25 protein-coding genes and 1 riboswitch are annotated in these 25,587 nt (G+C 43.9%); of the genes, 14 read left to right on the top strand and 11 right to left on the bottom strand.

All coding sequences use genetic code 11. The annotated features are described in order from the left end of the window. Nucleotides 1-28 precede the first annotated feature (28 nt). From hisC to ACOJQI_RS04480, 5 genes are all read left to right on the top strand, one after another. Nucleotides 29-1,150, top strand: a complete 1,122-nt coding sequence (gene hisC / locus ACOJQI_RS04460) for a histidinol-phosphate transaminase (RefSeq protein ID WP_421383841.1) — start codon at nucleotides 29-31, stop codon at nucleotides 1,148-1,150. Beyond that, nucleotides 1,140-1,751, top strand: a complete 612-nt coding sequence (locus tag ACOJQI_RS04465) for a flavin reductase family protein (protein ID WP_421383842.1) — start codon at nucleotides 1,140-1,142, stop codon at nucleotides 1,749-1,751. Before hisC ends, ACOJQI_RS04465 begins: the two co-directional genes overlap by 11 nt. A gap of 4 nt (nucleotides 1,752-1,755) precedes the next feature. After that, nucleotides 1,756-2,676, top strand: a complete 921-nt coding sequence (locus tag ACOJQI_RS04470) for a fumarylacetoacetate hydrolase family protein (RefSeq protein ID WP_421383843.1) — start codon at nucleotides 1,756-1,758, stop codon at nucleotides 2,674-2,676. After that, nucleotides 2,670-3,824 carry a homogentisate 1,2-dioxygenase gene (locus tag ACOJQI_RS04475; RefSeq protein WP_421385388.1) on the top strand — a complete coding sequence of 385 codons (1,155 nt, stop codon included), beginning with the start codon at nucleotides 2,670-2,672 and terminating at the stop codon, nucleotides 3,822-3,824. The genes ACOJQI_RS04470 and ACOJQI_RS04475 overlap by 7 nt, the downstream gene beginning before the upstream one ends. Nucleotides 3,825-3,937: 113 nt before the next feature. Beyond that, nucleotides 3,938-4,819: a DUF4097 family beta strand repeat-containing protein gene (locus tag ACOJQI_RS04480; protein WP_421383844.1), complete on the top strand. Its 882-nt coding sequence runs from the start codon at nucleotides 3,938-3,940 to the stop codon at nucleotides 4,817-4,819. 360 nt (nucleotides 4,820-5,179) lie between these two features. Here the strand turns inward: ACOJQI_RS04480 and ACOJQI_RS04485 are convergent, their stop codons facing one another. The 4 genes from ACOJQI_RS04485 to tenA are packed head-to-tail and all read right to left on the bottom strand — an operon-like array spanning nucleotide 5,180 to nucleotide 8,370. Then, nucleotides 5,180-6,184, bottom strand: a complete 1,005-nt coding sequence (locus ACOJQI_RS04485) for an ABC transporter substrate-binding protein (RefSeq protein WP_421383845.1) — start codon at nucleotides 6,182-6,184, stop codon at nucleotides 5,180-5,182. Further along, nucleotides 6,181-6,933: an ABC transporter permease gene (locus tag ACOJQI_RS04490; protein ID WP_421383846.1), complete on the bottom strand. Its 753-nt coding sequence runs from the start codon at nucleotides 6,931-6,933 to the stop codon at nucleotides 6,181-6,183. Before ACOJQI_RS04490 ends, ACOJQI_RS04485 begins: the two co-directional genes overlap by 4 nt. After that, the gene (locus ACOJQI_RS04495) at nucleotides 6,930-7,703 is read right to left on the bottom strand and encodes an ABC transporter ATP-binding protein (protein WP_421383847.1); all 774 of its coding nucleotides are present in this window, start codon (nucleotides 7,701-7,703) and stop codon (nucleotides 6,930-6,932) included. Before ACOJQI_RS04495 ends, ACOJQI_RS04490 begins: the two co-directional genes overlap by 4 nt. Next, complete coding sequence (tenA, locus tag ACOJQI_RS04500; RefSeq protein ID WP_421385389.1) at nucleotides 7,696-8,370, bottom strand: thiaminase II; 675 nt, start codon at nucleotides 8,368-8,370, stop codon at nucleotides 7,696-7,698. The genes ACOJQI_RS04495 and tenA overlap by 8 nt, the downstream gene beginning before the upstream one ends. Before the next feature lie 174 nt (nucleotides 8,371-8,544). Then, a riboswitch (TPP riboswitch) is annotated at nucleotides 8,545-8,649 on the bottom strand. 162 nt (nucleotides 8,650-8,811) lie between these two features. On the opposite strand from tenA, the gene ACOJQI_RS04505 reads away from it, so the two are divergent. Both ACOJQI_RS04505 and ACOJQI_RS04510 read left to right on the top strand, forming a co-directional pair. Beyond that, on the top strand, nucleotides 8,812-10,095 hold the full coding sequence (locus ACOJQI_RS04505; RefSeq protein ID WP_421383848.1) for a homoserine dehydrogenase: 1,284 nt from the start codon (nucleotides 8,812-8,814) through the stop codon (nucleotides 10,093-10,095). A 140-nt stretch (nucleotides 10,096-10,235) separates the two neighbouring features. Further along, nucleotides 10,236-11,006, top strand: a complete 771-nt coding sequence (locus ACOJQI_RS04510; protein ID WP_421383849.1) for a DeoR/GlpR family DNA-binding transcription regulator — start codon at nucleotides 10,236-10,238, stop codon at nucleotides 11,004-11,006. A 71-nt stretch (nucleotides 11,007-11,077) separates the two neighbouring features. Here ACOJQI_RS04510 and ACOJQI_RS04515 read toward each other — a convergent pair whose 3' ends face one another. Next, the gene (locus ACOJQI_RS04515; RefSeq protein ID WP_421383850.1) at nucleotides 11,078-11,377 is read right to left on the bottom strand and encodes a hypothetical protein; all 300 of its coding nucleotides are present in this window, start codon (nucleotides 11,375-11,377) and stop codon (nucleotides 11,078-11,080) included. A 138-nt stretch (nucleotides 11,378-11,515) separates the two neighbouring features. Between ACOJQI_RS04515 and ACOJQI_RS04520 the strand changes: the two genes are divergently transcribed. Both ACOJQI_RS04520 and ACOJQI_RS04525 read left to right on the top strand, forming a co-directional pair. Further along, entirely contained in the window at nucleotides 11,516-12,802 is a 1,287-nt protein-coding gene (locus ACOJQI_RS04520; protein WP_421383851.1) for an ATP-binding protein, read from the top strand. Between the two features lie 65 nt (nucleotides 12,803-12,867). Next, nucleotides 12,868-13,989: a DEAD/DEAH box helicase gene (locus tag ACOJQI_RS04525; RefSeq protein WP_421383852.1), complete on the top strand. Its 1,122-nt coding sequence runs from the start codon at nucleotides 12,868-12,870 to the stop codon at nucleotides 13,987-13,989. Between the two features lie 81 nt (nucleotides 13,990-14,070). On the opposite strand, the gene ACOJQI_RS04530 is transcribed toward ACOJQI_RS04525, so the two are convergent. Beyond that, entirely contained in the window at nucleotides 14,071-14,256 is a 186-nt protein-coding gene (locus ACOJQI_RS04530) for a CsbD family protein (RefSeq protein WP_421383853.1), read from the bottom strand. Between the two features lie 216 nt (nucleotides 14,257-14,472). Between ACOJQI_RS04530 and cls the strand changes: the two genes are divergently transcribed. Further along, nucleotides 14,473-15,981, top strand: a complete 1,509-nt coding sequence (gene cls, locus ACOJQI_RS04535; RefSeq protein WP_421383854.1) for a cardiolipin synthase — start codon at nucleotides 14,473-14,475, stop codon at nucleotides 15,979-15,981. Nucleotides 15,982-16,442: 461 nt separating this feature from the next. Here the strand turns inward: cls and ACOJQI_RS04540 are convergent, their stop codons facing one another. Together ACOJQI_RS04540 and ACOJQI_RS04545 are read right to left on the bottom strand one after the other, a co-directional pair. Further along, complete coding sequence (locus tag ACOJQI_RS04540) at nucleotides 16,443-16,916, bottom strand: ASCH domain-containing protein (RefSeq protein WP_421383855.1); 474 nt, start codon at nucleotides 16,914-16,916, stop codon at nucleotides 16,443-16,445. Beyond that, nucleotides 16,913-18,547 carry an amidohydrolase gene (locus ACOJQI_RS04545; protein ID WP_421383856.1) on the bottom strand — a complete coding sequence of 545 codons (1,635 nt, stop codon included), beginning with the start codon at nucleotides 18,545-18,547 and terminating at the stop codon, nucleotides 16,913-16,915. Before ACOJQI_RS04545 ends, ACOJQI_RS04540 begins: the two co-directional genes overlap by 4 nt. 166 nt (nucleotides 18,548-18,713) lie before the next feature. Between ACOJQI_RS04545 and ACOJQI_RS04550 the strand changes: the two genes are divergently transcribed. After that, complete coding sequence (locus tag ACOJQI_RS04550; protein WP_421383857.1) at nucleotides 18,714-19,163, top strand: GNAT family N-acetyltransferase; 450 nt, start codon at nucleotides 18,714-18,716, stop codon at nucleotides 19,161-19,163. A gap of 87 nt (nucleotides 19,164-19,250) precedes the next feature. Here the strand turns inward: ACOJQI_RS04550 and ACOJQI_RS04555 are convergent, their stop codons facing one another. From ACOJQI_RS04555 to ACOJQI_RS04565, 3 genes are all read right to left on the bottom strand, one after another. Further along, a complete protein-coding gene (locus ACOJQI_RS04555) occupies nucleotides 19,251-19,988 on the bottom strand; it encodes a hypothetical protein (RefSeq protein ID WP_421383858.1) in 738 nt (245 codons plus the stop codon). Between the two features lie 138 nt (nucleotides 19,989-20,126). Further along, entirely contained in the window at nucleotides 20,127-21,683 is a 1,557-nt protein-coding gene (locus ACOJQI_RS04560; protein ID WP_421383859.1) for an ABC-F family ATP-binding cassette domain-containing protein, read from the bottom strand. A gap of 132 nt (nucleotides 21,684-21,815) precedes the next feature. Beyond that, nucleotides 21,816-22,058, bottom strand: a complete 243-nt coding sequence (locus ACOJQI_RS04565; RefSeq protein ID WP_421385390.1) for a hypothetical protein — start codon at nucleotides 22,056-22,058, stop codon at nucleotides 21,816-21,818. 518 nt (nucleotides 22,059-22,576) lie between these two features. On the opposite strand from ACOJQI_RS04565, the gene ACOJQI_RS04570 reads away from it, so the two are divergent. The 3 genes from ACOJQI_RS04570 (at nucleotide 22,577) to ACOJQI_RS04580 (ending at nucleotide 25,496) form a co-directional block, all read left to right on the top strand. Then, nucleotides 22,577-23,275: a YqjF family protein gene (locus ACOJQI_RS04570; RefSeq protein ID WP_421383860.1), complete on the top strand. Its 699-nt coding sequence runs from the start codon at nucleotides 22,577-22,579 to the stop codon at nucleotides 23,273-23,275. 192 nt (nucleotides 23,276-23,467) lie between these two features. Next, the gene (locus ACOJQI_RS04575) at nucleotides 23,468-25,042 is read left to right on the top strand and encodes a diguanylate cyclase domain-containing protein (protein WP_421383861.1); all 1,575 of its coding nucleotides are present in this window, start codon (nucleotides 23,468-23,470) and stop codon (nucleotides 25,040-25,042) included. 118 nt (nucleotides 25,043-25,160) lie between these two features. Continuing rightward, complete coding sequence (locus ACOJQI_RS04580; protein WP_421383862.1) at nucleotides 25,161-25,496, top strand: hypothetical protein; 336 nt, start codon at nucleotides 25,161-25,163, stop codon at nucleotides 25,494-25,496. The last annotated feature ends 91 nt before the right edge of the window (nucleotides 25,497-25,587 follow it).

The raw sequence follows: 25,587 nt of genomic DNA on the forward strand, positions 1-25,587 counted from the left end.
AGTTATAAGGAGAAAGCGGGGGTCAAAAGTGGTCGTGAAATTTAAAACGAGAAAAAGAGTCGAAGAGATAGCACCCTATGTCCTTGGGAAAAGCATAGAAGATATAAAAGCAGAACTCGGACTCTCTGAAATTCGAAAACTATCAGAAAATGAAAATATTTATGGCTGTTCTCCAAGGGTCAAGGCATATCTCAGTACCGGAGGTTCCGATATCTACCTCTATCCGGACGGAATGGCCCAGGAACTGAAAAAGAAGACAAGTGACTTCTTAAATGTCAGGCAGGAGCAGCTTGTATTTGGGAACGGTTCCGATGAAGTCATCCGCCTGCTGACAAGAGCTTATATCAATGAAGGTGACGAAGCCATCATGGCGGATGTCACTTTTCCGAGGTACCAAACCAATGTCTTCCTGGAAGGAGGGACACCGGTCATTGTCCCTCTCATCGACGGGGTCCATGACTTAGAAGGAATGCTGGCCGGAATCACCGACAAGACCAGAATGGTGTTTGTCTGCAATCCAAATAATCCGACAGGAACGATAAATGGGAAAATGGAACTTCAGAAGTTTTTGGAAAGCGTCCCATCCCACGTCCTGGTGATTGTGGATGAAGCGTATGTGGAGTATGTGACAACAGATGATTATTTGCATTGCATTCCGCTTCTTCAACAGTTTGATAATTTAATTGTGCTGCGTACATTTTCAAAAATTTACGGGCTGGCGGGACTCCGCGTCGGCTTCGGTGTCATGAACGAAGAGATAGCAACCCAGCTGACAAAGGTGAAAGATGTATTCAATGTAAGCAGGCTGGCCCAAGGAGCAGCCATTGCGGCAATGGAAGATCAGGAATTTGTGGAGCAGTGCGCAAAAATGAATGAACAAGGCCGAAATTATCTTGAAGCTGAATTTGCAAAAATGGGGCTTTCATACTTTCCGTCACAATCCAATTTCATTATGGTGGACTGCGGCATCCGCGGAGATATCGCCGCGGCAGGTCTTCTGAAACACGGAATCATTGTCCGTGCAGGTACGCTGCTTGGATATCCAACCACAGTGAGGGTGACTATCGGTACGGAAAAAGATAACCAGACATTCATCGAAGGCTTGAAACAGGTCATTGCAGAAGAAAAGGAGGGCTCGCATGGAAATTAAACCGGATACGCTCGAGTGGAAGGATGCCTATAAACTGCTCGTGGGATCGATTGTTCCGCGCCCGATCGCATTTGTCTCGACGGTAGATGAAAACGGGAAAGCGAATCTTGCCCCTTTCAGTTTTTTTACAGCCATCAGTGCAGACCCGATGCTTGTCTGTTTTTCGCCCATGAGAAGGGGAACGGACGGCAGCAAGAAAGATACACTCAATAATATTGAAGGCACAAAAGAATTCGTGATCAATATCGTCAGTGAAGAGTTTACGGAACAGATGAATGACACAGCCATTGAATTTGAAGCGGGTGTTGATGAGTTTGAAGAAACCGGATTGACCAAGCTGGAGTCTGTAATGGTGGCCCCTCCGGCTGTGAAAGAAAGCAAAGTCCAGCTGGAATGCTCGCTCCATGAAGTCCTGCATTTTGGGGAAGGGGCCGGATCGGGAAGTCTGGTCATTGGGAAAGTCGAATACGTAAGAGTGGCTGATGAACTCTATTACAACGGCAGGATCGATACAGAAAAGTTGAAACCAGTCGGAAGAATGGCCGGTCAGATGTATACGAAGCCGATGGCGGATACATTTGAGATGGTCAGAAAAAGGTGATGCTATGAAGTTCATAAGTTATCAAAACAAGGCCGGCAGAATAAAGCTGGGTTACCTTCTGGATGAAAACACATTAGTGGATGTACATGAAGCAAGCGGCGGTGACCTGCCTGACAATATCCTGTCCTTTTTGGAAAACAGCGATGAGAATATGAAGCTGCTAAGCGGGATGGAAACGGGCGATAAAGGCATATACTTCTTAAATGATGTATTGCTACAAGCACCGATTCCCCGTCCGGTCAGTATCAGGGATTTTTACGCTTTTGAAGAACATGTAAAGACAGCCAGGAGGAATCGAGGGCTGGATGTCGTCCCTGAATGGTATGAGATGCCGGTCTTTTATTTTACTAATCACCTTGCTGTTAAAGGAGACGGTGATGCCATCCAGCGTCCGGCTGACTGCAAGTGGCTGGATTATGAATTGGAGATTGCCTGTGTCATTGGTAAAGAAGGCCGGAATATCAGGAAGGAAAATGCTGATGAATACATATTCGGCTATTGCATTATGAATGACTGGAGCGCACGGGATCTGCAGCGGGAAGAAATGAAGGTTGGCTTGGGCCCTGCCAAAGGGAAAGATTTTGCCACATCCATCGGTCCTTATATCGTGACGAAGGATGAATTGGAAACTTACCGTGAAGGGGATCGTTACGATTTAAAAATGACAGCTAAGGTGAATGGACGAGAATTATCATCGGGCAATTTCAAAAGCATCTATTATACTTTTGCTGAAATGATTGAAAGGGCATCTGCGGACGTCACGTTATACCCTGGAGAAGTGATTGGTTCGGGAACGGTTGGGTCAGGCTGCATCCTTGAACTTGGTACAGATGTCCACCGGTGGCTGGAGCCTGGTGACAATGTAGAACTGGAAATTACCGGGTTAGGCAGATTGAGAAATGAGATCAAGGAAGGAGGATTTTAATGTATTACCGTACTTTGGGGAAAATCCCGCATAAACGACATACGATGTTCAAGAAAGAGGATGGAAGCCTGTTCCGTGAACAGGTGATGGGGACAAAAGGGTTCTCAGGCACCCAATCGATCCTATATCACCACCATATGCCGACAGAGGTGGCAAAAGCTGAACTGCTTGGTTCCTACCTCCCTGAATATGAAGAAAATCAGGAGCTGAAGCACCGTCACCTGCTGACTGATAATGTATCTAAATCAGGTGACGCTATAAAAGGAAGAGAATATCTGCTCGGGAACGCTGACTTGCTGATCGGCACAGTTTTAGTTACTGAAAAGATGAACAATTACTACCGTAATGGTGACGGTGATGAAATGCTCTACATCCATCGTGGAAAAGGGACGGTAGAAACGATGTTCGGTACTTTGACTTATCGTCCCGGAGATTATGTCATCATCCCGATCGGCACGATTTATCGCGTCATTCCTGAAGAAGATACCAAGATTCTTTTTATTGAATCCTTCAGCCAAATCACGACTCCAAGAAGGTACCGCAATGAATATGGACAGCTGCTGGAGCACAGTCCTTTTTGTGAACGGGATATCCGCGGTCCTGAAAAGCTGGAAACACACAGTGAAAAAGGGGAGTTCGAAGTCATCACCAAATCTAGAGGACTGCTGAATTCCCATGTGCTGAATCACCATCCGCTTGATGTTGTGGGCTGGGATGGATACCTTTATCCTTGGGTCTTCAATATTGAGGATTTCGAACCGATTACAGGGCGTGTCCATCAGCCGCCGCCGGTCCATCAGACTTTCGAGGGCCACAATTTTGTCGTTTGTTCCTTTGTGCCGCGCCTATATGATTATCATCCGGAGTCCATCCCGGCACCATATTATCACAGCAACGTAAACAGTGATGAACTTCTCTATTATGTGGAAGGGAATTTTATGAGCAGAAAGGGAATCAGCGAAGGGTCGATCACCCTTCACCCAAGCGGAATTCCTCACGGGCCGCATCCCGGCACAACAGAAAAGAGCATCGGGAAGAAAGAAACCTTGGAACTGGCTGTCATGATTGATACGTTCCGGCCGTTGAAAGTTGTAAAAAAGGCTCATGACGTCGAGGACAAGAATTATATGTACACATGGATGGAATAAGGGAGAACCGGTGGGACTTGACTATAGGGTCAGTCCCATTTTGGTTGTTATAAAAGGAATACAGGATTCTACATGGAATAGTGTTAGTATGTGAATTTTTAAGGAGTGACAGAATGCTGGGTTTTAAGAAAACAGAAAAATTTTATTGGGATAAAACAGTTCAAGGAAACGAAATAAAGGTGCTGAATATCGACACCTCTTCAACGGAAGTCATCTTATCTTCAAGTACAAATGAAGATATAAAAATAGAGTTGAAAGGAGAAATCAGCAGCAAACTGAAAGAGAATGTGCAGGTGGAAGTGACACAAGACGGCCATTCATTAAATGTAAAGATAAGAGTTGAACGAAACAGCAGCTTCAGCTTCGGGATGGAAATCATCAAATTGACTCTGAATGTAGAAGTGCCTGAAAAAATATATGAAGAGATCAGTGTTGAAACATCATCAGGCGGGATTGACGGAAAAGACCTGGAAGGCAAAAAAGTAAAATTCAAAGCAAGCTCCGGGGAAGTCGATGTATCAAGAATAAAAGCGCATACTGAATTTAAAAGCAAAGCAAGCAGCGGCGGTATTCAGTTGAATGGAATCGAGGCACCGGCAATCTTTGCAAAGGCTAACAGCGGCACACTGATCCTCCAAAACCTTACTTCTGAAGAAATTCAGGCAAAAGCTTCATCTGGAAGGATCATCGCGAAGAAATGGACGGGGAATTTTACGGCTGAAACCAATTCTGGCGGAATCGATCTGCATGCACCTGAGTTAACCGGAAATATTGATGCAGAAGCTTCAAGCGGGGATGTTATGCTTTTCTTTGATAAAAAACCAGAATCATTCACAATTGATTATTCCGGTAGTTCAGGTGAAGCTAACGTGGAGTTAAAAGGTATTGAATTTGAGGAGAAATCCGATCACAGAGTTTCCGGGAAGATGGGGGACGGGAAATATAAAATCAGGGTCAAAACTTCGTCGGGGGGGTTTGATTTCAGATCCAAGTAATTTTAAGCCGTACTTCCTAATTCTTAAGGCAACAAATTTTGGAGGAGTTCTAGAGTCACTTTCGGTCGAGGGACCAGAGCGTAAGGTCGTCTAGGAGAGTTCTAGAGTCCCTTTAAGTAGAGGAACCAAAGCGCAAAGTCGTCTAGAGGGGTTCAAGACTCCCTTTCGGTCGAGCAACCAAAGCGTAAGGTCGTCTAAAGGTGTTCTAGAGTCCCTTTCGGTCGAGGGACCAGAGCGTAAAGTCGTCTAAAAAGGTTCTAGTGTCCCTATTTGCTTAACAAACGAATCTAAAGGTACTTAAAAACGAAGAAGCCAAGACGACTGATAAAAAAAGGACTTCCGCCGGGGAAGTCCTTTTACCTATTCTACAATATTAATAAAAATATCTTGCGTAACCGGCTTTTCTTCAATCAACCCTGTTTCTTTCAGCCAGTCAATCGTCTCCTGCCAGGATTCCTCGCTTTGGCTTCCGAACGCCTCGCCTTCAGATTCCATTTTCGGCAGAAGGATTTCTATACTCTGTTTTTCCACTTCTTCGACAAGAGGGAAGTTCGCTTCATCCTGGTTTGTCATCAGGGTCTGCAATGCTTCATCAGGATTTTCCTTCATGAATTCATAGCCCTTTGCAGCCGCTCGCCAGAACGCACGGATGTTTTTTTCTTTTTTATCCCATGTGTCATCGTTTGTAACGAATACAAGCTCGTAAAAATTAGGAACGCCATAATCAACGGGATTAAAATTACGAGTGTTATAGCCTTCATGTTCAAGAACAGGAACTTCATGGTTAATAAAGGCTCCGATTACCGCATCAGCTTTTTTACTGACGATGGAGGAACCAAGTTCAAATCCGACATCAATGGTATTCACTTTGCCAGGATCCCCGCCGTCCGCTTTTACCATTGTATCAAGAAGGGCTTCGTTCAACGGAATCCCTGGGTACCCGACTTTCTTTCCTTCCAGGTCCTTAGGTGATTGTATCGGGCTGTCTTCCAAGAAGACGACATGGTTCAAAGGAGACCGGACAATCGCAGCAACAGATTTGACAGGAATTCCTTCATTGGCTCTTGCGATAATGACATCGGGCTGGTAAGAGATGCCGAGATCAATCTTGCCGGCAGCTGCGAGATTGATGGGATCAGTTGGATTTGCAGGGAATTTGATTTCTACATCAAGCCCCTCTTCCTTAAAGTACCCTTTTTCTATTGCTGCATAAAGATAGCTGTGTACCGCATTGGGGTACCAGTCCAGCATGATTGTCATTTTTTCTAATTCCTTTTCTTTGGTTGCCGAAGCATTTTCACTTTGAGAACAGCCGCTCAGTAAGATAAGAAACAGACTTACCAAGAGCATAAGTGCTTTTTTCATAGGGATTTCCTCCATTTTAAAAATAAATTTTCAAGCCATGTAACAATTAGAAATAATAGAATGCCTGCAATGGATAACATTACAATCGGTGCAAACACAGCTGCACCATTGAATTGGGTCATCATCCTGCGGCTGAAGTAACCCAGTCCGGCTTCCGCTCCGAGCCATTCCCCGATAGCTGCTCCAATCACACTCAGAGTGACCGCCACTTTCAGGCCTGAGAAAAAATAGGGAAGTGCCGAGGGGATGCTCAAGTCCCTGAAGATGTGCCATTTCCGTGCCCCCATGGTCAGCATCAATTCCTTTAGATCCTTGCTGACCGATTTCAATCCATCAAAGGTGCTGACGGTGATCGGGAAGAATGTGATAAGGACCGTGACCACCACCTTGCTCCAGATGGAATAGCCAAACCACAGGACAAATATCGGTGCCAACGCGATGATCGGAATGGTCTGTGATGCAATCAAGATCGGATAAAATGCACGTTCAATGGTTTTATTGAAGTTCATCGAGACTGCAAGGAATATTCCCAAGATGATTGACATAGCTAATCCTATAAATATGATCAGCAGAGTGGCAGGCAGATGCTTAGTGATCAGAACCCCTTTTAATTCCCAAAGTTCAGAAAGAATACCTCCGGGTGTCGGCAGAATGAAGGGTTTATTGTATAACCCAGCCCCGATTTGCCATGCAATTATCAAAGAAAAAACGACGAGGCTGGAAGTGGTGTAATATGTCCAGTTCTTCATGTGAGCGTCACCATTTTTCTTAACACCGAGATCAGTTCCGCTTTCATCCTTTGTAATTGTGAATCTGACAAATCCTCGAACTTTCGCGGACGGGGGAGAGGAACCGTGATTTCCCTCAGTGATGACACAGGCATTTGGCTGAACATCAAGATACGATCAGATAGGAATAAGGCTTCTTCGACATCATGAGTGATGAATAAAATCGTCTTTCTTTGCTTCCGCCATTGATCCAGCAGCCATTCCTGCATGGAAAGTCTCGTAATGGCATCCAATGCACTGAAAGGTTCATCGAGGACCAAGAGGTCATTCCCGCTTGAAACAGCTCTTAAAAAAGATACTCTTTGCCGCATACCTCCGGATAAATTGTGTGGATATCGATCTTCATATCCTTTCAGGCCAAATTCCTCCAGCAGCCCGCGGACCTGTTCTTCAGCTTTTTCTTTTTTCATTCCTTGCAGCTGAAGGGGAAGGATGGCATTCTCCATAACGGTCCTCCAGGGCATCAAAAGATCCTGCTGGGGCATATATCCAACATGTCCAAGTCGATTTCTGATTTCTTTTCCTTTAAAAAGAATCCTGCCCTTCGCAGGTTGTTCAAGGCCGGTTATCAAACGGAATAATGTGCTTTTCCCCGAACCGCTTGGTCCGATGATAGAAACAAATTCACCCGGTTGAATCGAAAAAGAGAGCCCATTGAGCACATGAACGGTCTGCTGGCTCTTCCTTTGCTGGTAAGAAAAAGATACATTTTCAAGCAGAAGGCTATTCATCTATCGGCCACATTTCTTCGTGATAGGCCATGTCCCAAAACATATACTCGAAGCGGCTGGTGTTCAGGAAAATCTCTTCCAGGCGCTTCAACTCTTCCTCACTTTTGCCGGCTGTTATCTCATTGAGTAAATCAATCAGCCATTTCGATAAGGAACCGAATTCATCCGAGGAATACATCGAGACCCATTCACCGTAGAACTTATGGCTTATTGATCCTTCTATCCTGCTCAAATCTTTCCCGATTTCCCAATAGCTCCACATGCAGGGAAGAAGGGCGCAGACCAATTCTGCTAGTGTTCCATTTTCTGAGACATGAAGCATGTAATGTGTATAAGCCAATGTCACAGGAGAAGGGTGGGCGTTTTCCAATTCATCTGGTGAGATACCGAACCGCTCAGCATACTGGCGATGAAGTGACATTTCTTCATTCAGTGTGGAATCAAGCAGCTTTGCAAACTCACCCATTGTCTTTGGATCTTTAGCTTTGACGGCACCTAAAGCAAAAAGTTTGGCAAAATCTATTAAATAGACATAATCCTGTACCATGTAAAAACGGAATTTTTCCTGGTCCAGCGTTCCATGGCCAATTCCCTGTACAAAAGGATGCTGGTGATTTTTCTGCCAGATCGGTCTTACCTTCTCGTATAAACGGTCAGTGAACTGCATCATGCTTCCTCCTTTAAATACTGATTAGTGAAATAAAGTCCTTTGGCGATTCTAAAATGTGACCCCCCCTTAAATGACAACAAAAAAACCACTTTCCAAATAGAAAGTGGCCAGGTGCAATCCTAATATGTAAAGAGAAATACAGGCAGTAGTGTCCTACTGTCTGCCATTGCATACATATGTCCGCCACTTCCCTTCGCTAGTATTACCTAGATCAGGTAGTCAGGGTTAAGACATAGAAATGTCTCTCTCAGCTTAAACGCACCCCTAGTGTTGTGAAAAATTATGAAATTATCGTACATTACATATCTATCATACAATCAATCTTTCTGCAACATGCAAAAAGAGAAAAATAAATATGAGTTCTTGCAGGAATAGATGAAATCTTGGTGAATACATTTTTAAAATATCAAAGAGGGAAACCGGACAGGAGGCTGTTAATTGGAAAAAATATCAATAGGTTTATTAGGTTTGGGGACAGTGGGCTCAGGGGTTGTAAAGGTGATACGGAACCATCAGGATAAACTGGTGCATGGAGTCGGCTGTGCTGTCCAGATAAAGAAGATACTGGTTCAGGACCTTTCAAAGGAGAGGGATGTCGAAGTAGACACTACTTTAATCACAACAAATCCTTTAGAAATAATAGATGATCCAACCATTGATGTGATTGTGGAAGTGATGGGAGGAATCGAAGAGACAAGAAAACTTCTGCTGAAAGCGCTGGGAAATAAAAAACATATTGTAACCGCCAATAAGGACTTAATGGCTCTTCACGGTCCTGAGCTTTTAGAGGCGGCCTCAAAAAATGGGTGCGACTTGTTTTACGAAGCGAGTGTTGCGGGAGGAATACCGATTCTTAGGAGTGTAGTCGATGGTTTTGCGTCTGACCGCATTCATAAGATCATCGGGATCGTGAACGGGACGACCAACTATATCCTCACCAAAATGAGTGATGAAGGGAAATCATATGGGGAAGCGCTAAAGGAAGCACAGGACCTTGGATTTGCAGAGGCTGACCCGGAAGCGGATGTAGAAGGGACGGATGCAGCAAGAAAGATGGCAATCCTGTCAACATTGGGGTTTTCAATGAATGTCGGTCTTGGAGACGTCCGATTTAAAGGGATTACAAGTGTCTCTCAAGAGGATATAGAGTACGGGAGGCAGCTGGGGTATACGATGAAGCTGATAGGAACAGCTGAAAGAGAAGGAGATAGCATTGATGTCACTGTGCAGCCGGCATTGATATCCAGTTCCCATCCGCTTGCCGCAGTCAAAAATGAAAACAATGCGGTATATGTGTACGGAGATGCGGTAGGGGAAACCATGTTCTACGGACCTGGAGCAGGCAGCCTCCCTACAGCCACTGCGGTCGTATCTGATCTTGCAGGCGTCATGAGAAACATGAGACTTGGAGTGAACGGGCACAGCGCTGTTGTTCCGCAGTTTCCAAAAAAGTTGAAAAGAGCGGATGAGGTTTTCAAAAAGTACTTCCTCAGACTTGTAGTCGAGGATGAGGTCGGAACACTTGCTGAGGTGACTTCACTATTCTCTCAAGAGGGCATCAGTGTAGAAAAGATCTGGCAGAATCCCAAAAGGGGAAGCATCTCGGAAATTGTCCTTGTCACCCATAAGGCTTCTCAAAAAAGCTTCGAAGACATCCTCGTCAAATTGAACGATTCACGGGTGGTCAGGCGGGTCGGAAGTTCTTACAGGATTGAAATATGACCTAAAAAACCAGCATTCGATATGCTGGTTTTTTTAAGGTTGCAAATAACAAAACGAACAAAACCGAAAATATAATTGACAAAACAAGAACAAAACAGCAATAATAGGAATATAGTAAGCATTTGAAGGGTGGGGAAAGAATGTTCTCTGAAGAAAGAAGGAAGAAAATCCATGAAATTCTTGATAAAAAGGGAAGGGTCCTTGTGAAAGAGCTGGCGGAACAGTTTGATGTCTCGATAGACTCAATACGCAGGGATTTATCCATCATGGAAGGTGAACAGCTGCTGCAAAGGACGCATGGAGGTGCCATACCCCTGCCGGCGGTCAGGTCGATGCCGAGAGAAAATGAAGAAAGATTCGGTGAAAGCACGACTTATCAGAAACAGATCGCAGAGCGTGCAGCTGCCTACATCAACCCTGACCAGACTGTATTTATTGGAGGGGCATCCATTCATTATGCCATGATTCCTTACCTGCCAAGGGACTTTTCTTTTACAGTTGTGACAAACTCTGTTGAGATTGCCTATCAACTGAGAGAATATGAGAATATCCACACGTATTTAATTGGCGGAAGAATGAAATCTTCCGGAAATATCACGGACCCGCTGGCTGCACAATTTGCCGATCGTTTCAACTATGACCTGTGTTTTGCAACTGGCGGCGGTCTGACAGGGAAGGGATTGAGCACTTCGACTCCTGAAGTGGCCCTGTTTCATGAAAAAGTGTTTGACAACTCGCGGCGGATCATCACACTTGCAGAACATACAAAAGTGGGTGTCGATTTATTCACTAGCATGTACCCTCTTAAAAAGCTCGATATCATTCTAACGGATGAAGAAACGACTGCTGCCCAGATTGATGAATTAGAAGCTCATGGAGTAAAGGTCATTAAAATTTCAACAAATGTATGATAGCTGTGTTCAAGTGGAGCGATTTTGCAGCTTCACTTTTTTTGCTGCACTTCTAATGCAAAAAAGTGAGTTTAAATGACTTTTAAAATAAAGCATTTATCCTGTTCATCAACAAACAGGCAGAATTCCTGATGTGGTTGAATGCCGCTGATGTCCCGGATCTCTTTTGGGATATGGATGGCACCCTTTTCTGAAATATACCGCTTATTGTTTGTGCTGTTTTGTTCAGGCCTCTTTATGACGATGGCATCCTGATCGAAACATATCTCTGCCTGTCTCCCCGGTAAGAGCCCGAACTGCTGTCTCCATTGATTAGGCAATGTTACGTTCCCGGTCTTGCTGAAGTCCTTGCACCTATACTTTTGCCACATCGTTTTCACCTCTCTTAATCATTAATTATCCGCCGGTGTTTTAATTGAAACGTTATGAAAAGTGAACAGATTAACATAAATTGACTGAAGTGAGGTATTATAGGTGTAAATTGACAGAAACAGCAGGGGAATTCATATATGAAGGAATCGAGGAAAATTGCAGGGAAAATAGCGGTCGTTTATGTAATAGTAGGTGCATTGTGGGTAATCTTTTCAGACAGGCTGTCATTAATCTTGGCCCATGACGAAATGCGGTTATTCATTTTCTTTCAACAGTACAAAGGCTGGTTTTTTATATTGATCACAGGAGCTTTAATTTATCTGCTTGTCTTTCAACGCGCATCCAAATTGGTGGAAACGACCGGAAAGTTGAAAGATAAAGAAAAGCAGCTTCAGAAGAGCAACCAGCATTATCAATCATTATTCAATCATAATCCGGATGCCGTATTTGAAATGACACGAGAAGGGAACTTATCCGCTCTGAATCCCAGAGGGGAAGAAATGGTTGGATATACTGTCCGTGAACTTAATGGGAAGCCTCTTCAATTTCTAATTCACCCGGAAGACAGGGAACAGGTAGAGCAGCTGTTTATTGAAACACTCAAAGGGAATGCTTCACGCTTTGAGATGAAAATCAGCACCAAGTTCAACCAGGACAGGCTGCTTCGATGTTCCTTGCTGCCAATTGTTGTAGAGGGAAAAATCATCGGTGTATTCGGGATAGCCCGGGATATCACTCATTACAGAAAAAATGAAGAAATGATGATAGCCTCTGAGAAATTGTCTGTCATCGGCCAATTAGCTGCCGCTGTCGCCCATGAAATACGGAATCCGCTCACGTCATTAAAAGGGTTTGTCCAATTAATGCAGGTAACCAAAAGGGTAGAGGAGAAGCATCTTTCCATTATGCTGTCTGAGATTGAAAGAATCAATCTGATATCAGGCGAGATGCTCATCCTTGGCAGGCAGCCGGACATTGCATTCGCCCGGGAAGAGGTAAATGATATTATTGAACAGGTCCTTGTCCTGATGGAAGCACAAGCAAACCTGGATAATGTCAAAATAAAATTCATTCCTGTTGAAGCGGGGCCATTATATGTGAATGCAGATCAAAACCAATTGAAACAAGTACTGATCAACCTGATAAAAAATGCGGTGGAAGCCATTGAAGGCTCCGGTACAGTAAAAGTGGAAACATTCAAAGATGAAAACCGGGCTGTCATCACGATACAAGATAATGGGATTGGGATGGACCAGGAAAGAATAGACCATCTTGGCGAGCCGTTTTATTCAACAAAAGAAAAAGGGACGGGTCTCGGGCTTGCCGTTTGCAAGAAAATCATAGAACGCCATCAGGGCGAAATCACCTATCAAAGTGAAAAGGGTGAAGGTACCGTCGTTACGATTTCCTTGCCGCAGTCTTGATGTTTTTCTTTCCGACTTCGTGTAAAATGAACTACAGCATCTTTAATAGAGAGAGGAATTAACAAATGAGCTATCTATCAAATCTAAAGCCTTTTTTACAGGAGGCATGGAAAAATGCTGAATTTGAGGAACTAACCGAAGTGCAGCAAAAATCCATTCCCGAAATTTTAGAAGGGAAGAACCTTGTCTGTGAATCTCCTACCGGAACAGGTAAAACATTGGCCTACCTATTGCCGACCCTTAATAGCATTGATGAAAAGAGAATGCAGGCTCAAGTCTTGATCCTTGCCCCTTCCCATGAATTGGTCATGCAAATCCATCAGGAAATCCAGAAGTGGACGAAGGGATCGGGAATTAACAGCATAGCCCTTATCGGCGGGGCGAATGTAAAAAATCAGATTGAAAAACTTAAAAAGAAGCCCAAAATTGTTGTTGGAACAACCGGCCGGATTACAGAATTAATCAAAATGAAGAAGCTGAAAATGCATGAAGTAAAAACGATCGTTGTCGATGAGTTTGATCTTATGATCGGCAATGAACATATCAACAATGTCCGTCAAATTATTAAATCCACAATGGCGGATAGGCAGCTCTTGTTCTTTTCAGCTACACTTTCAGAAGTTACAGACAAAGTGGCATCGGAGCTTATGGAGGACTATGAAGTGATCCGGATCAATCAAGGTGAGGTTTCCTCAACGAAGGTTGAACACGGATATCTGTTGTCAGAACAAAGGGATAAGATTGAAGTGCTTCGGAAGCTGTCAAACGTGGAAGGCATCAAAGCATTGGTCTTCTTTAACAGCCTGGAAAAGTTATCGGAAATGGAAGAGAAACTTAAATACCAAAAGGCTTCTCTGGAAGTTCTTGCAGGAGAATCCAAGAAAATGGAGAGAAAGCACTCACTGGATAAATTCAGGGCAGGCAAAGTCCCGATGCTGCTCACCACTGACGTGGCAGCAAGAGGCCTCGATATCAGCGGGGTCACACATGTCATCCATTTTGAGTTTCCAACGGATACAAAGCAATATATCCACCGTTCAGGCAGAACCGGCCGGATGGGAGCTTCAGGTACAGTCCTTTCCATTGTTACAAAAAGAGAGGAAAGTTTCTTGGAAAAAATGGCCGCCGAGTTGAATCTAAAGGCAGCAAAGAAACGTCTGCATGGCGGGAAAATCATAGAAGATTGATAAGTGCCGGGATAGGTCCGCAGGTACAATAGAAAAAGCACCCCGAACATTTCAGGGTGCTTTTTCTAGATAGGTCTGTCCTTATCGGCGGTGGTCATCCTTCGCTTCCCCGATTGTTTCGTGAAGTTCGCCTTCGCCTCTATCCTTTCTGCCTTCATGCTGCATTTCAGGATTGTCAGTTGCTCGTCCAGTTTTTTCTTTTACTTCTCCCTCAGCTTTTTTAGCTGCACCTTTTAACTTATCTTTCATACCATTATCTTTACTCATCCAATCATCACCCTTTCGTTCATGTTATTTATTCTTTTTCCTTCCTTGGGATGGGTTAAACAAAAAAATAAAGGTTAGCCTTTGCAGGTTTCGGGGAATAGATTATAAAACTTTCTTGTTCAACATAAACATATTTACTCAGCGTACTTATCAAGAATTGTGAAACACTAGAGGGTAGGTTAGGTAAGCACTTCTGAAACTTGAGGGACTGGTCATATGAAAAAAAGAAGGCTGGAATTTTTATTTGTCATCATACTGATTGCTTGTGTATATATCTTCCTTTTTACGGAGTTTCCTACATATATAAAAGCAGCTGCAGCCGCCGTATATATCCTTATCATTCTGATCAGCGTCTTTTCGCTTATCTTGGAAAACAGATCTGCCCAGCACACATTGCTGTGGATATACGTTTTGGTCTGTTTTCCGGTTTTTGGATATTTCTTTTATTTATATTCGGGGCAGTTGTATTTAAAAGGATACCTTTTCAAAAGTAAGCGGAAAAATGACAGGGAAGAATGGCAAAAGCTTCTTAAACGAGAGAACTCACCGGATTTATCCTTCCTTCAGGATAATCAGAGGAGTTTTGCGAGATTTGCCAATAAAGTGGCCTGGTCGCCTATCAGTACTTCTTCAACGACGAAAATATTAAAGAATGGCGATGAAACATTTACAGAGATAAAAGAAAAACTGAAGAAGGCCAAGAAGTATATTCATATGGAATATTACATCTTCAGGTCGGACCGGCTTGGAAAAGAGCTTATCAGCATCCTGATTGAAAAGGCTGAAGAGGGTGTGGAGGTTTTGTTCATCTTTGATGCGGTCGGCAGTATGCATCTTTCCTCAAAGGATGTCCATGCCATGCAGGAAGCTGGTATCCAGGTTCAGCCATTCCTTCCGTTGAAATATGGATTTTTCAATCAGAAATTCAATTTTCGAAATCACAGGAAAATCATTGTCATTGATGGTATCGTGGGGTTTGTAGGCGGATTGAACGTTGGGATAGAGTATCTGGGCGAAGATGAAAGGTTCGGTTTTTGGCGCGACACTCATATGATGCTTGAGGGAGGATCTGTCTTTACCCTCCACACTGTTTTCCTGCTCGATTGGGAATACGTATCGGGCGAAATGGTTCTGGAAAAATACCAGGACCATCCGGAAATTCAAGCTGAGGAATTGGACGGCGCCGTACAGGTGGTAGCAAGCGGCCCGGATACACAGCTGGGGATCATGAGTGATCTTTACTACTCCCTGATAGCGTCCGCAACGAAATCAATCTGGATTGCGACGCCTTATTTTGTACCGACTGAATCCATTAGAACCGCTCTTCGTGTGGCGGCTTCCAAGGGGATTGAAGTGAGGATCATGGTTCCCGAGATCAATGATGGATTCCTGACTCAATATGCTACGAGGTCTTATTTCTCGGAGCTGATCCGCTGCGGCGTCGAGATTTACTCTTACAAAAAAGGGTTCATGCATCAAAAAATCATCATAGTTGATGGAAATCTTGCTTCGGTCGGAACAGCCAATATGGATATGAGAAGTTTCCACTTGAATTTTGAAGTCAATGTTTTCCTGATGGGTAACAGTTCCATCCGCGATCTGTCCGCACATTATGAAGAAGATATGAAGGACAGTGTCAGGGTGCGGCCGGTTGAGTATTACAAAAGAGGGATAGTGGAAAGGTCGAAGGAATCTTTTGCAAGGCTGTTTTCGGGTGTCCTTTAAAGAAGGAACTTATCATTCAGATTGGTTCTTTATGAATAAAGTAGGTTGATTTCCACTCCAGGTGCGTGACTCCGCGGGGCGTGCGGTGAGCCTCCTCGGCTTCGCCTGACTAAAAAGCGCAAGCGGCAGTTCAGCGCCGTACAGATTGGAGGGCTCCCGCATGAGATAAAGGAATCACGAAGAGCGTTAGCGATTCGATGACGACTTATCGCAAGGAGGAAGACCGAAATCTGCTAGGCGTTGGCCGCTGGAGCTGGATTGCGGGGTCTCACCTGTCACGCTAATCCCGCAGGAGGTCACGCACCTTCCGTTCCAATCTAATCATTGCCGGTTTGTTTATAAAAAAGGAGTGACATAATCGATGCGATTTGGCACTCCTTTTGTTATGTGATTTTTAATGGTTTTCACTCGAAAACAGAACCCGTTAGCATTAGCTTGAGCTTTCTATTGCAAAGCAGATATTAATGATGAACGACCCTGAATTGTTCACAAACCACAAGCATATCTTCTGAAGGTGTTAATTCCCTCTCGGCCAATTCCCTGCTGAAGAACCGCCAATGGGCATCTCTCCAATATTGGAGAGACTTGTCTCCTTCTCCTTCAATCGCTGCGAACTCAGGTGTTACCTCTTTAAACGGTACAATATCCACTTTTATGGTTTCAATGATACACTGAGCTTCCCCAGCCCAATTTGTGATAATGCTGAGCCAGCCTTCCTGCGGCACATCTTCGTTTTGTAGACCAAAAAGCTGGTAAAGAGAAGCTGTTCCCCTTTTTTTACCTTGTAACACCAACTCCGCCAATTCATTGGCATCCGGCTCATTATCACAAAAATACCAGCTGTCATATGATTTCATTGTGTTACGTGGATTTTCATCAATTGATAATAGATACTTTTGCCACATTTCCTTTACCGAGGGATGTTCATTTTTCATTGTCCGTTATCTCCTTTTTCACGATTGAAAACAATCCTGCCGTCCATTATCGTCATGGAGACTTTACTCTCTTTGATTTCTTCCGGGTCACAGGCAAAGAGATCACGGTCGAGGATGGTGATGTCTGCTTTTTTGCCGGCCTCTAATGTCCCCAGGTCAGCTTCACGGAAGTTACCGTAAGCAGGTGACTTCGTGTAATGAATCAGCGCTTGTGCTAGGCTGATTTTGTGCTGTGGATTCCACCCCCCGGCAGGTGTGCCGTCTTCATGTTTTCTTGTGACGGCCCGGTAGATTCCCAGCATCGGATTCAAATCGACGATGGGGTAGTCACTGCCAAAAACAAGTTGTGCCCCGTGTTTTTCTAACTCGCCAATAGGCCATGTATATTCGATTCTTTCAGGTCCCAGACGTTCGAGATATTCATGGGATTCCATGGAGCTCGAAGCCAGGTGCTCAGGCTGCATGGAGGGAAGGACCCCCAAGGCTGAAAATCTGGGGATATCATCAGGATGTATGACCTCAATATGTTCGATCGTGTGCCGGGAATCTCTTTTTCCGTTGACTGCCTCGGCGTGTTCAAAAGCATCCAGCCCTAGCCTTACCGCCGCATCCCCGCATGCGTGCAGCCTGATTCTGTACCCTTGTTCATCTGCTTCTGTAATCCACTTGAAATACGTTTCCCTGGAGTAAATGGTGCCTCCGGTAGTGGAAGGGCGGTCGGAATAAGGTTTTAAAAGATAGCCGGTATAGGTGAGCGGAACGCCATCAATGAACTGTTTCAGGCCGGAAAATTGAAGCTTATCTGATTTGAATTTTTTATAATAGGATAAATCCTCAAGTTCTCCATCAAGCGGGGCAAGGAAATGAATGCGAACCGACAGCCTTCCTTCTTCATCATATTTTTGATATTCTTCAAGGTCTCCCAATGTGAAACCAGGTAAAGGAAGCATATCACCAACCGATGTAATTCCGTATTCCCCTGCTTTTTGTAAAAAAGAATTCATCAGTGTGCTCTTTTTATAAGGGGGAAGATCGAACGCGTTAAGAGCAAGCCCTACAGCTGTTTCATACAGGAACCCAGTGGGCTTGCCATTTTCGTCCTTCTCGATTTTTCCAAAAGGTGGTTCAGGTGTATGTTCATCTATCCCAAGGAGTTCCAATGCCTTCGTATTAAGCCAAGCACTATGGGCCTCTTCGTTGAGTAGAAACACAGGGCGGTCCGGAATGCGGCGGTCAAGTGAATGACGTGTCGGCAGCATTTGGCCGGGCCATCTGACGTGATGCCATCCAAACCCCAGCACCCAGGGGTCGTCCGGGTTCTCTTCTGCAAATACTGCTATCCTTTCAGCCGCCTCATCCTCGCTGCTGCAGAAGGTCAGTGCCTGATACTCCTGAAACATGGCGCCGAGCCATAAATGTACGTGAAAATCATGAAAGCCGGGAAGAACCAATTTGCCGAAAGCTGTGATTTCTTTGGCTTGCGGAGCGTTGTATTGTTCCATTTCCTCCTCTGTACCAATGGCCAATATCCTGTCGTCTTTAATGGCAATGGCACCTTTCATTGGATATGGGCTGTTCGCTGTAAAAATCGAATCACTTTTAATGATGATATCTGCTGTCTGTTGATTCAAATTAGATTTCTCCTTTGTATTGTAAGAAAATTATGGAAAACACCTATGAACAATGTTACTATAAACTCGATTCTATTTGAATAGTACTGTTTTTCCTCACGGGTTTGTGAATAACGCCGGCCGAGTAACAATAAAATTGAACTAATCGCTTTAGGGGGTGCCAAAAATGAAAATTGTGAGAGCGGAAATCAATCAGTTAGATTTGGTTACAGATGTATTCAACCAGTATAGGGTTTTTTATGATCAGAAAAGTGATTTGGAGAGCTGCCGGGAGTATTTAAAAGAACGCATGGAGAATGACGAGTCGGTGATTTTTCTGGCTGTGGATGAAGGGGAAGAAGGCCTGGAGCCGTTAGGTTTCACTCAGCTGTATCCGATTTTCTCATCTGTTTCCCTAAAAAGACATTGGCTTCTGAATGACTTATTTGTCGCAGAAAAGGCAAGGAGAAGAGGCGTCGGCGAGGGGCTGCTCAATCAGGCCAAAAACCTTGCAGAAGAAACGAACGCCAAGGGACTCACACTTGAAACCAGCCATGATAACTTTAATGCACAGAAGCTTTACGAGAAGTTCGGTTTCAAGAAACACACGGAATTCCATTATACTTATTCTCTTTAAATCAACAGGATTAATCATTGGGCGGAAAACCTTATGGGTTCTCCGCCTGTTTTTATGATGTTTAGGTTTGGTATTCGAGACAGTAAATCAGGCCTCGTTTCTTTTTGACTTGCCAAAATCAACTGCTTTTTGAATCGCTTCAAACGGCTTTCCGTTTTCAGCTTGGATTTTATATATGCTTTTTTCTTTTTGCCACTGTATAAGTGTTTGAGGGGAGTCTTTGAACGATCGGATTTTAATTAGCCCTCTTTCCTCGGGGGCCGGAAGGTAATGGGTTTCCAAATATTCGACTATATCTTTCGAAAGCTTAATTCCATCTTCGTATGGCTCAAGAGCATATTGGGAATCTGAAGGGAAATCAATCTGGATGAGCCAGCGTCCTTCATTCCAGGAAATATACTGATGTCCTGCAGCTCCTTCAACAAATCCATGGATATCATGCCCGAGATTTGTATTAGTCTGCTGTAACTGCCGGTAGTCTTCAATGGCTTGAGCAGCCTCTTCCGGACTGTTATAGTGTGTCAATTGAATTCCTTCAGGCAGCTCATCTGTTGTATCGCTGCTTTCTAGTACTGAATGATCTGTTGAACTGCTTGAATCATCTTCTGCATTTGCTTGAGAATCTGGACTTTCTGCTTGTTCCTCAGCTGTCGGGGACTTTTCGCCGGTATCGGTCGTCTGATCGTTATCCGGGCTACTTACCTGTGAAGATGAATCCTGGTTTAATTCCTCATTCTCAGAAACTTTATTTCCCTCGCTGCTGCAGCCCGCGAGCATGAGATTTGCTGCCAGAAGGTAGGCAGGAACTAAAAGCTTATGATTCATGGATATTCCCTCCTTGTGTGTTAGTTATTTACCCGGTCCCATAGGAAAGATAACTATTATTGGTATCTGCTATACTCATCAAGCCAAAAAAGAGGCAGCTCCTTTATGAGCCTGCCTCTCTTTGTATGACTGGGTGGATTAGAAAACTTTCGTCGTCCAGGATTCACAGTTCCAAAGATCTGTTGCAATATCCTGATAAAATTCAGGTTCATGAGAGATAAGAAGGACACTGCCTTTGTATTCCTGCAGGGCTCTCTTAAGTTCGGCTTTCGCCTCGACATCCAAGTGGTTGGTCGGCTCGTCAAAGACCAGCAGGTTCGTTTCTTTGTTGATCAGTTTGCAAAGCCTGACTTTTGCCTTTTCGCCGCCGCTCAATACCTCAACCTTGCTTTCGATATGTTTGGTCATCAGGCCGCATTTGGCAAGGGCCGCCCTTACTTCATACTGAGTGTAAGAAGGGAATTCGCTCCAGACTTCCTCTATGCAGGTATTATAATTGGCATTTTTGATTTCTTGCTCGAAGTACCCGATATGAAGATGCTCCCCGAGTTCAACCTCTCCGGATACTGGTTTTATTTCACCGAGAATGCTTCGGAGCAAGGTTGTTTTTCCGATTCCATTTGCTCCATATAAAGCGATTTTCTGTCCGCGCTCCATACGAAGGTTAAGCGGTTTTGATAACGGCTCATCATATCCAATGACAAGATCCTTTGTTTCAAAAATCAATTTGCTGGAAGTCCTGGCTGCCTTGAAGTGAAACTCCGGTTTCGGTTTCTCTCCGGCAAGCTCGATGATCTCCATTTTATCAAGTTTCTTTTGGCGGGACATTGCCATATTCCGTGTGGATACCCTGGCTTTGTTTCTGGCAACGAAGTCTTTCAGCTCTGAAATCTCCTGCTGCTGCTTTTTATAAGCTGACTCCAGCTGCTGGCGCTTCATTTCATAAACCTTCTGGAAATCATCGTAATCTCCCGCATAACGGTTAAGTTCCTGGTTCTCCATGTGATAAATTAAATTGATGACACTGTTTAGGAACGGGATGTCATGAGAAATCAATATGAATGCATTCTCGTATTCCTGAAGATATCTTTTCAACCAGACAATATGCTGTTCATCCAGGTAGTTGGTCGGCTCATCAAGCAGTAAGATATCAGGTTTTTCCAGAAGCAGTTTTGCCAGAAGGACTTTCGTTCTTTGTCCTCCGCTCAAGTCCTGTACTTCCCGTTCAAGGCCGATTTCATCAAGGCCGAGTCCTCTCGCGATTTCTTCGACTTTTGCATCTATTACGTAAAAATCGTTATTCGTAAGCGCATCTTGAAGTGTCCCTGTCTCTTCCAGAAGTTTTTCAAGTTCTTCGGGAGAAGCCTCTCCCATTTTAGCGAATAGCTCATTCATTTCTGTTTCCATATCGAATAAATATTGAAAGGCAGTTTTCAGGACATCCCTGATCGTCATTCCCTTCTCAAGGGAAGTATGCTGATCCAGGTATCCGACACGTACGCGCTTTGCCCATTCGACTTTTCCTTCATCGGGCTCAAGTTTGCGGGTGATGATATTCATGAAGGTAGATTTTCCTTCTCCGTTTGCCCCGATGAGCCCGATATGTTCCCCTTTAAGCAATCGGAAGGATACATCATTGAAAATGGCTCTGTCGCCAAAGCCATGGCTTAAATTTTTCACAGTTAATATACTCATGTAAATTGCACCTTTTCTATTGTTTTTACCAATCTCCTAATATTATAAAGGTGTTAAATGCAGATGAATAGTACATGGAAAAATTTAATTGAATATAAATGGATTGCCTGGCATAAAAGACAAGGCATTTTGTCAGCGGCTGCCCCGGTTGAGGTATTCTTTTTCAGAACCAAGCTCCCTGTTGAGGAGGAGTTCCATCTCGACGAGGTCTTCCCGTACAACGATAGGGTCTTGAGTGGACCAATAGACATTGTAGACAAAATAGTAATCCTTGATCCTTCTGAACAGAACAGTCGAGTGTGGAAAGCTGTCAAAGCTCGCTTTGATATTGAACCTCCTGGAATAGCTCCATTTTATGAGTTTCAAGCCGTCCACTCCTCCGTAAATAGTTGTCTTCACTATTCCCGGTTGGTGGATGTATGCAAACGTCGCAATGGGCTGCTTCGTTTGGATAATCACCGTACTGAGCGTGCTGACTCTCTCTATAATCGGGTGATTCCCCTCTAATCACCGTACTGAGCGTGCTGACTCTCTCTATAATCGGGTGATTCCTCGCTAATCACCGTACTGAGCGTGCTGACTCTCTCTATAATCGGGTGATTCCTCGCTAATCACCGTACTGAGCGTGTTGATTCCTTCTATAATCGGGTGATTCCCCGCTAATCACCGTACTGAGTGTGCTGACTCTCTCTATAATCGGGTGATTCCCCTCTAATCACCGTACTGTGCAGGCGGACTCTCTCTTTAATCGGGTGATCCTCCGCTAATCACCCTGCTGAGCGTGCTGACTCTCTCTATAACCCGGTATTTCTCCTCTAATAACTCCTTCCGTTTGAGCAATCACCGTTATGTGTAAATTAAAATAGAAGGCTGTTATGAAAGGAGAAAGCTGGATGGGTAATAAAAAAGGCGGATGGCTGATGAAACAGACATGGGAACACCTGCTGTTTCTTCATTGGCAGGTGCCAGCTGACGAACTCAAAGAAAAAATCCCTCAGCAGCTCGAATTGGATACCTTTGATGGGAAAGCGTGGATAGGGATCATTCCATTCTCGATTACACATATGCGGGTGCACGGACTGCCTGAAATTCCTTTTGCCCGGTCCTTCCTTGAATGCAACGTACGTACATACGTCACTTTTAATGGAGAACCCGGTGTTTACTTTTTCAGTCTTGATGCTGCCCATGCCCCTGCAGTAACAGGTGCTCGCTGTTTTTTCCACCTGCCATATTTCCATGCTGATATGAAAATGGGTATTGATCAGGGAACAGTCCATTACAGGACGAAAAGGATCCATAAAGGGACGAATGAAGAAAGATTGAAAATAGACTATACACCAGGCGGGCGTATCGATTCACAAAAGGGTTCTCTGACGGAGTGGCTTACTGAAAGATACTGTTTATGGACAGTGAAGGATGACCGTGTGTATAGAGGGGATATTGCCCATGAGCCATGGGAACTGTATGATTCCGACCACTTTATTCAGGAACAGACGCTGTGGCCGGGACTAAAGGGATCAGGAAGGGCGGTTCATCAATGTTATTCACGGAAACAGACTGCCTATATCTGGGCCCTGAGCCGCCAGCTATAAGAGTATAGGTAAATACAAAGGGCTTATGGACTAGGTATAAAGTTTCGAAAAAAGTTTTGTATATACTTTAACCGGGTAAAGGGATGCGAGCGATTGTTTTGCTATAAAAAAATCATTCCAGGAACATACCAGATGAATCAAATATAAACTGAAATGATGGAATAGGGCGATGACATGAAGGAGACTATTTATTTGAAGAATTCACTGCTTGGGTTGACTGGTTTTTCTCTGCTGTTCTTTGGATGGATCTTCTTTAACGAAGGGGATCTCCAGGCTTTAGGGGTAAGTGCATTCGCTGCCTCAGCGCTCGGGCTTACTTTTATTCTTCAATTCTATGCTTTAAGAAAATCAGAGGGGCTGCAGCGGACATTCATCAGATTGCTGCTATGGGGTACTGCCGCATACGCCGGTGCCGAGGTTGCTTGGTTTTATGAAGAAAAGGTAAAAGACAGCTTTACAACTGTCCCCCTTGTTAGCGATATTCTATACATAATTAATTTGCTGATTGTAATAGCAGCCTTTTCTTTGTTGACTTTTGCTGTGAAGAATCGCTATCAGGTCATATACTTTGCCATAGATATTTTGATTATCTATTTTACCATCTCGGCCATTTTATGGGTGTACTGGATTCATCCATTGTATGAAGAGGCTGGGGTCGCATACGGAATGGGTGTAACTTCTTTCATTTATCCCGCACTGGAGCTGCTCTTGTTATTTTCTTTGTCTGCGACGATGTTTGTTAAAAAGTACTTCCTTCCCAGGAGGGCAATGCTCCTGTTTATATTATCCGTTGCATTATTGTTTACAGGAGACAGTTCCTATGTCCTGGCTTTGTACTATGGCCATTTTGAACCTAATAGTCTCTTGGAGGTATTATGGAGTGCAGCTCTTATTCTTCAAGGGCTGGGCTCTGTTGAATTACTTAGGAAGAAGTCATCCTTCCGGAAAGGAGAAAACAAATTCAACTATGAGGCGGGGGCCTATCCTGCTGCCAGAAGCATTGTAAATATCGGAAGCATCCTCATTCTTTTTTTCATTTTTAGTACAAGCCTTGACCAGGTAGCCGGTGCAGGCCTCCTATCAATTGTATTTCTTGTGTATACGAGGCAGCTTATGACTGGTTCCCAATTGACAGAGATAACGAAATCCTATCAGAACCTTGCCAAAAATCTTGAGAATCAGGTCAATAAGCGTACAGAGGAATTGAGGGCGAAGAATTTCGAGCTTGTGAAATCCTCTTCCCGCCTAAAGTATATGGCTCTTCATGACCAGCTTACAGATATTTGGAACAGAAGGGCTTTGGAAGACAGGCTGAAGACATTATTTGAGAAATCTCTTGAAGATGACAGAGTGGAATTTGCCCTTATATTCATTGATATTGATAAGTTCAAGGATATCAATGACAGTCTGGGGCACTCATACGGGGATGAACTGCTGATTGAATTCACCAAGAGGATCAAACAGGAATTCCCTTCGGATGCCTTCATTGCCAGGCAGTCGGGTGATGAATTTGTCGTCATCTTGGAAGGCACGCAGTCAAAAGAGGAAGTCGAGGGTATAATCCAGAATTTCTTCGCCGTTAATAAGAAAGGCTACAATATCTTTGGAGAAGAAGTCCAAATCACCTTCAGCCTTGGTGCATCTTTCTTTCCGGAAGACAGCAGGAATACGAATGACCTTCTGCAGGCAGCTGATATGGCAATGTATATGGTTAAACAGCAGGGCAGAAACAACTACCAACTCAATTTGACTAAACAACTTTCTTGATAAATCGATGGATTGGTACTAGTATCAATATTTGTAATGAAAATAGGTACAAATTAGTTAGTGCTTATTTGTGTTATGTGGAATATAATGATACTAATACTTTTTTTGAGGAGGGTGAATGGTGAATAGATTTCTTTTATTAACCGGCTTTATTATATTCGCGATCCTCACAAACAGTATTGGATACGGTCACTTTTCAGTAACTGCCGTACAGGAAAGTACAATATCGGATCATCACTCCGATTATGTTCAGTATGGAGACCATTTTGATTCTGGTAAAAGTAAAACCGTCTATTATGAAACTCTTATTCTCATTGTATTCCTGATACTTGGCCTGGCAGTTGCAAGCAACCTGAATGCCGCCCTGAACCGGAGACTGATCATGTTGACACCGGTTTTTCATCAATCGAATTATGTGGATCAATCCCTTTTGAATAATCAATCAAAAATTTGATATTCAAAGGGGGGAAAGATATGTGGATTCGCTTTCTAATGATGGGAGTGTTTTCGTTTACAGCATTAACACTTTTATCTTATCAAGCTAT

The organism is Bacillus salacetis, assembly GCF_049177075.1.
Lineage (GTDB): Bacteria > Bacillota > Bacilli > Bacillales > Bacillaceae_B > Rossellomorea > Rossellomorea salacetis_A.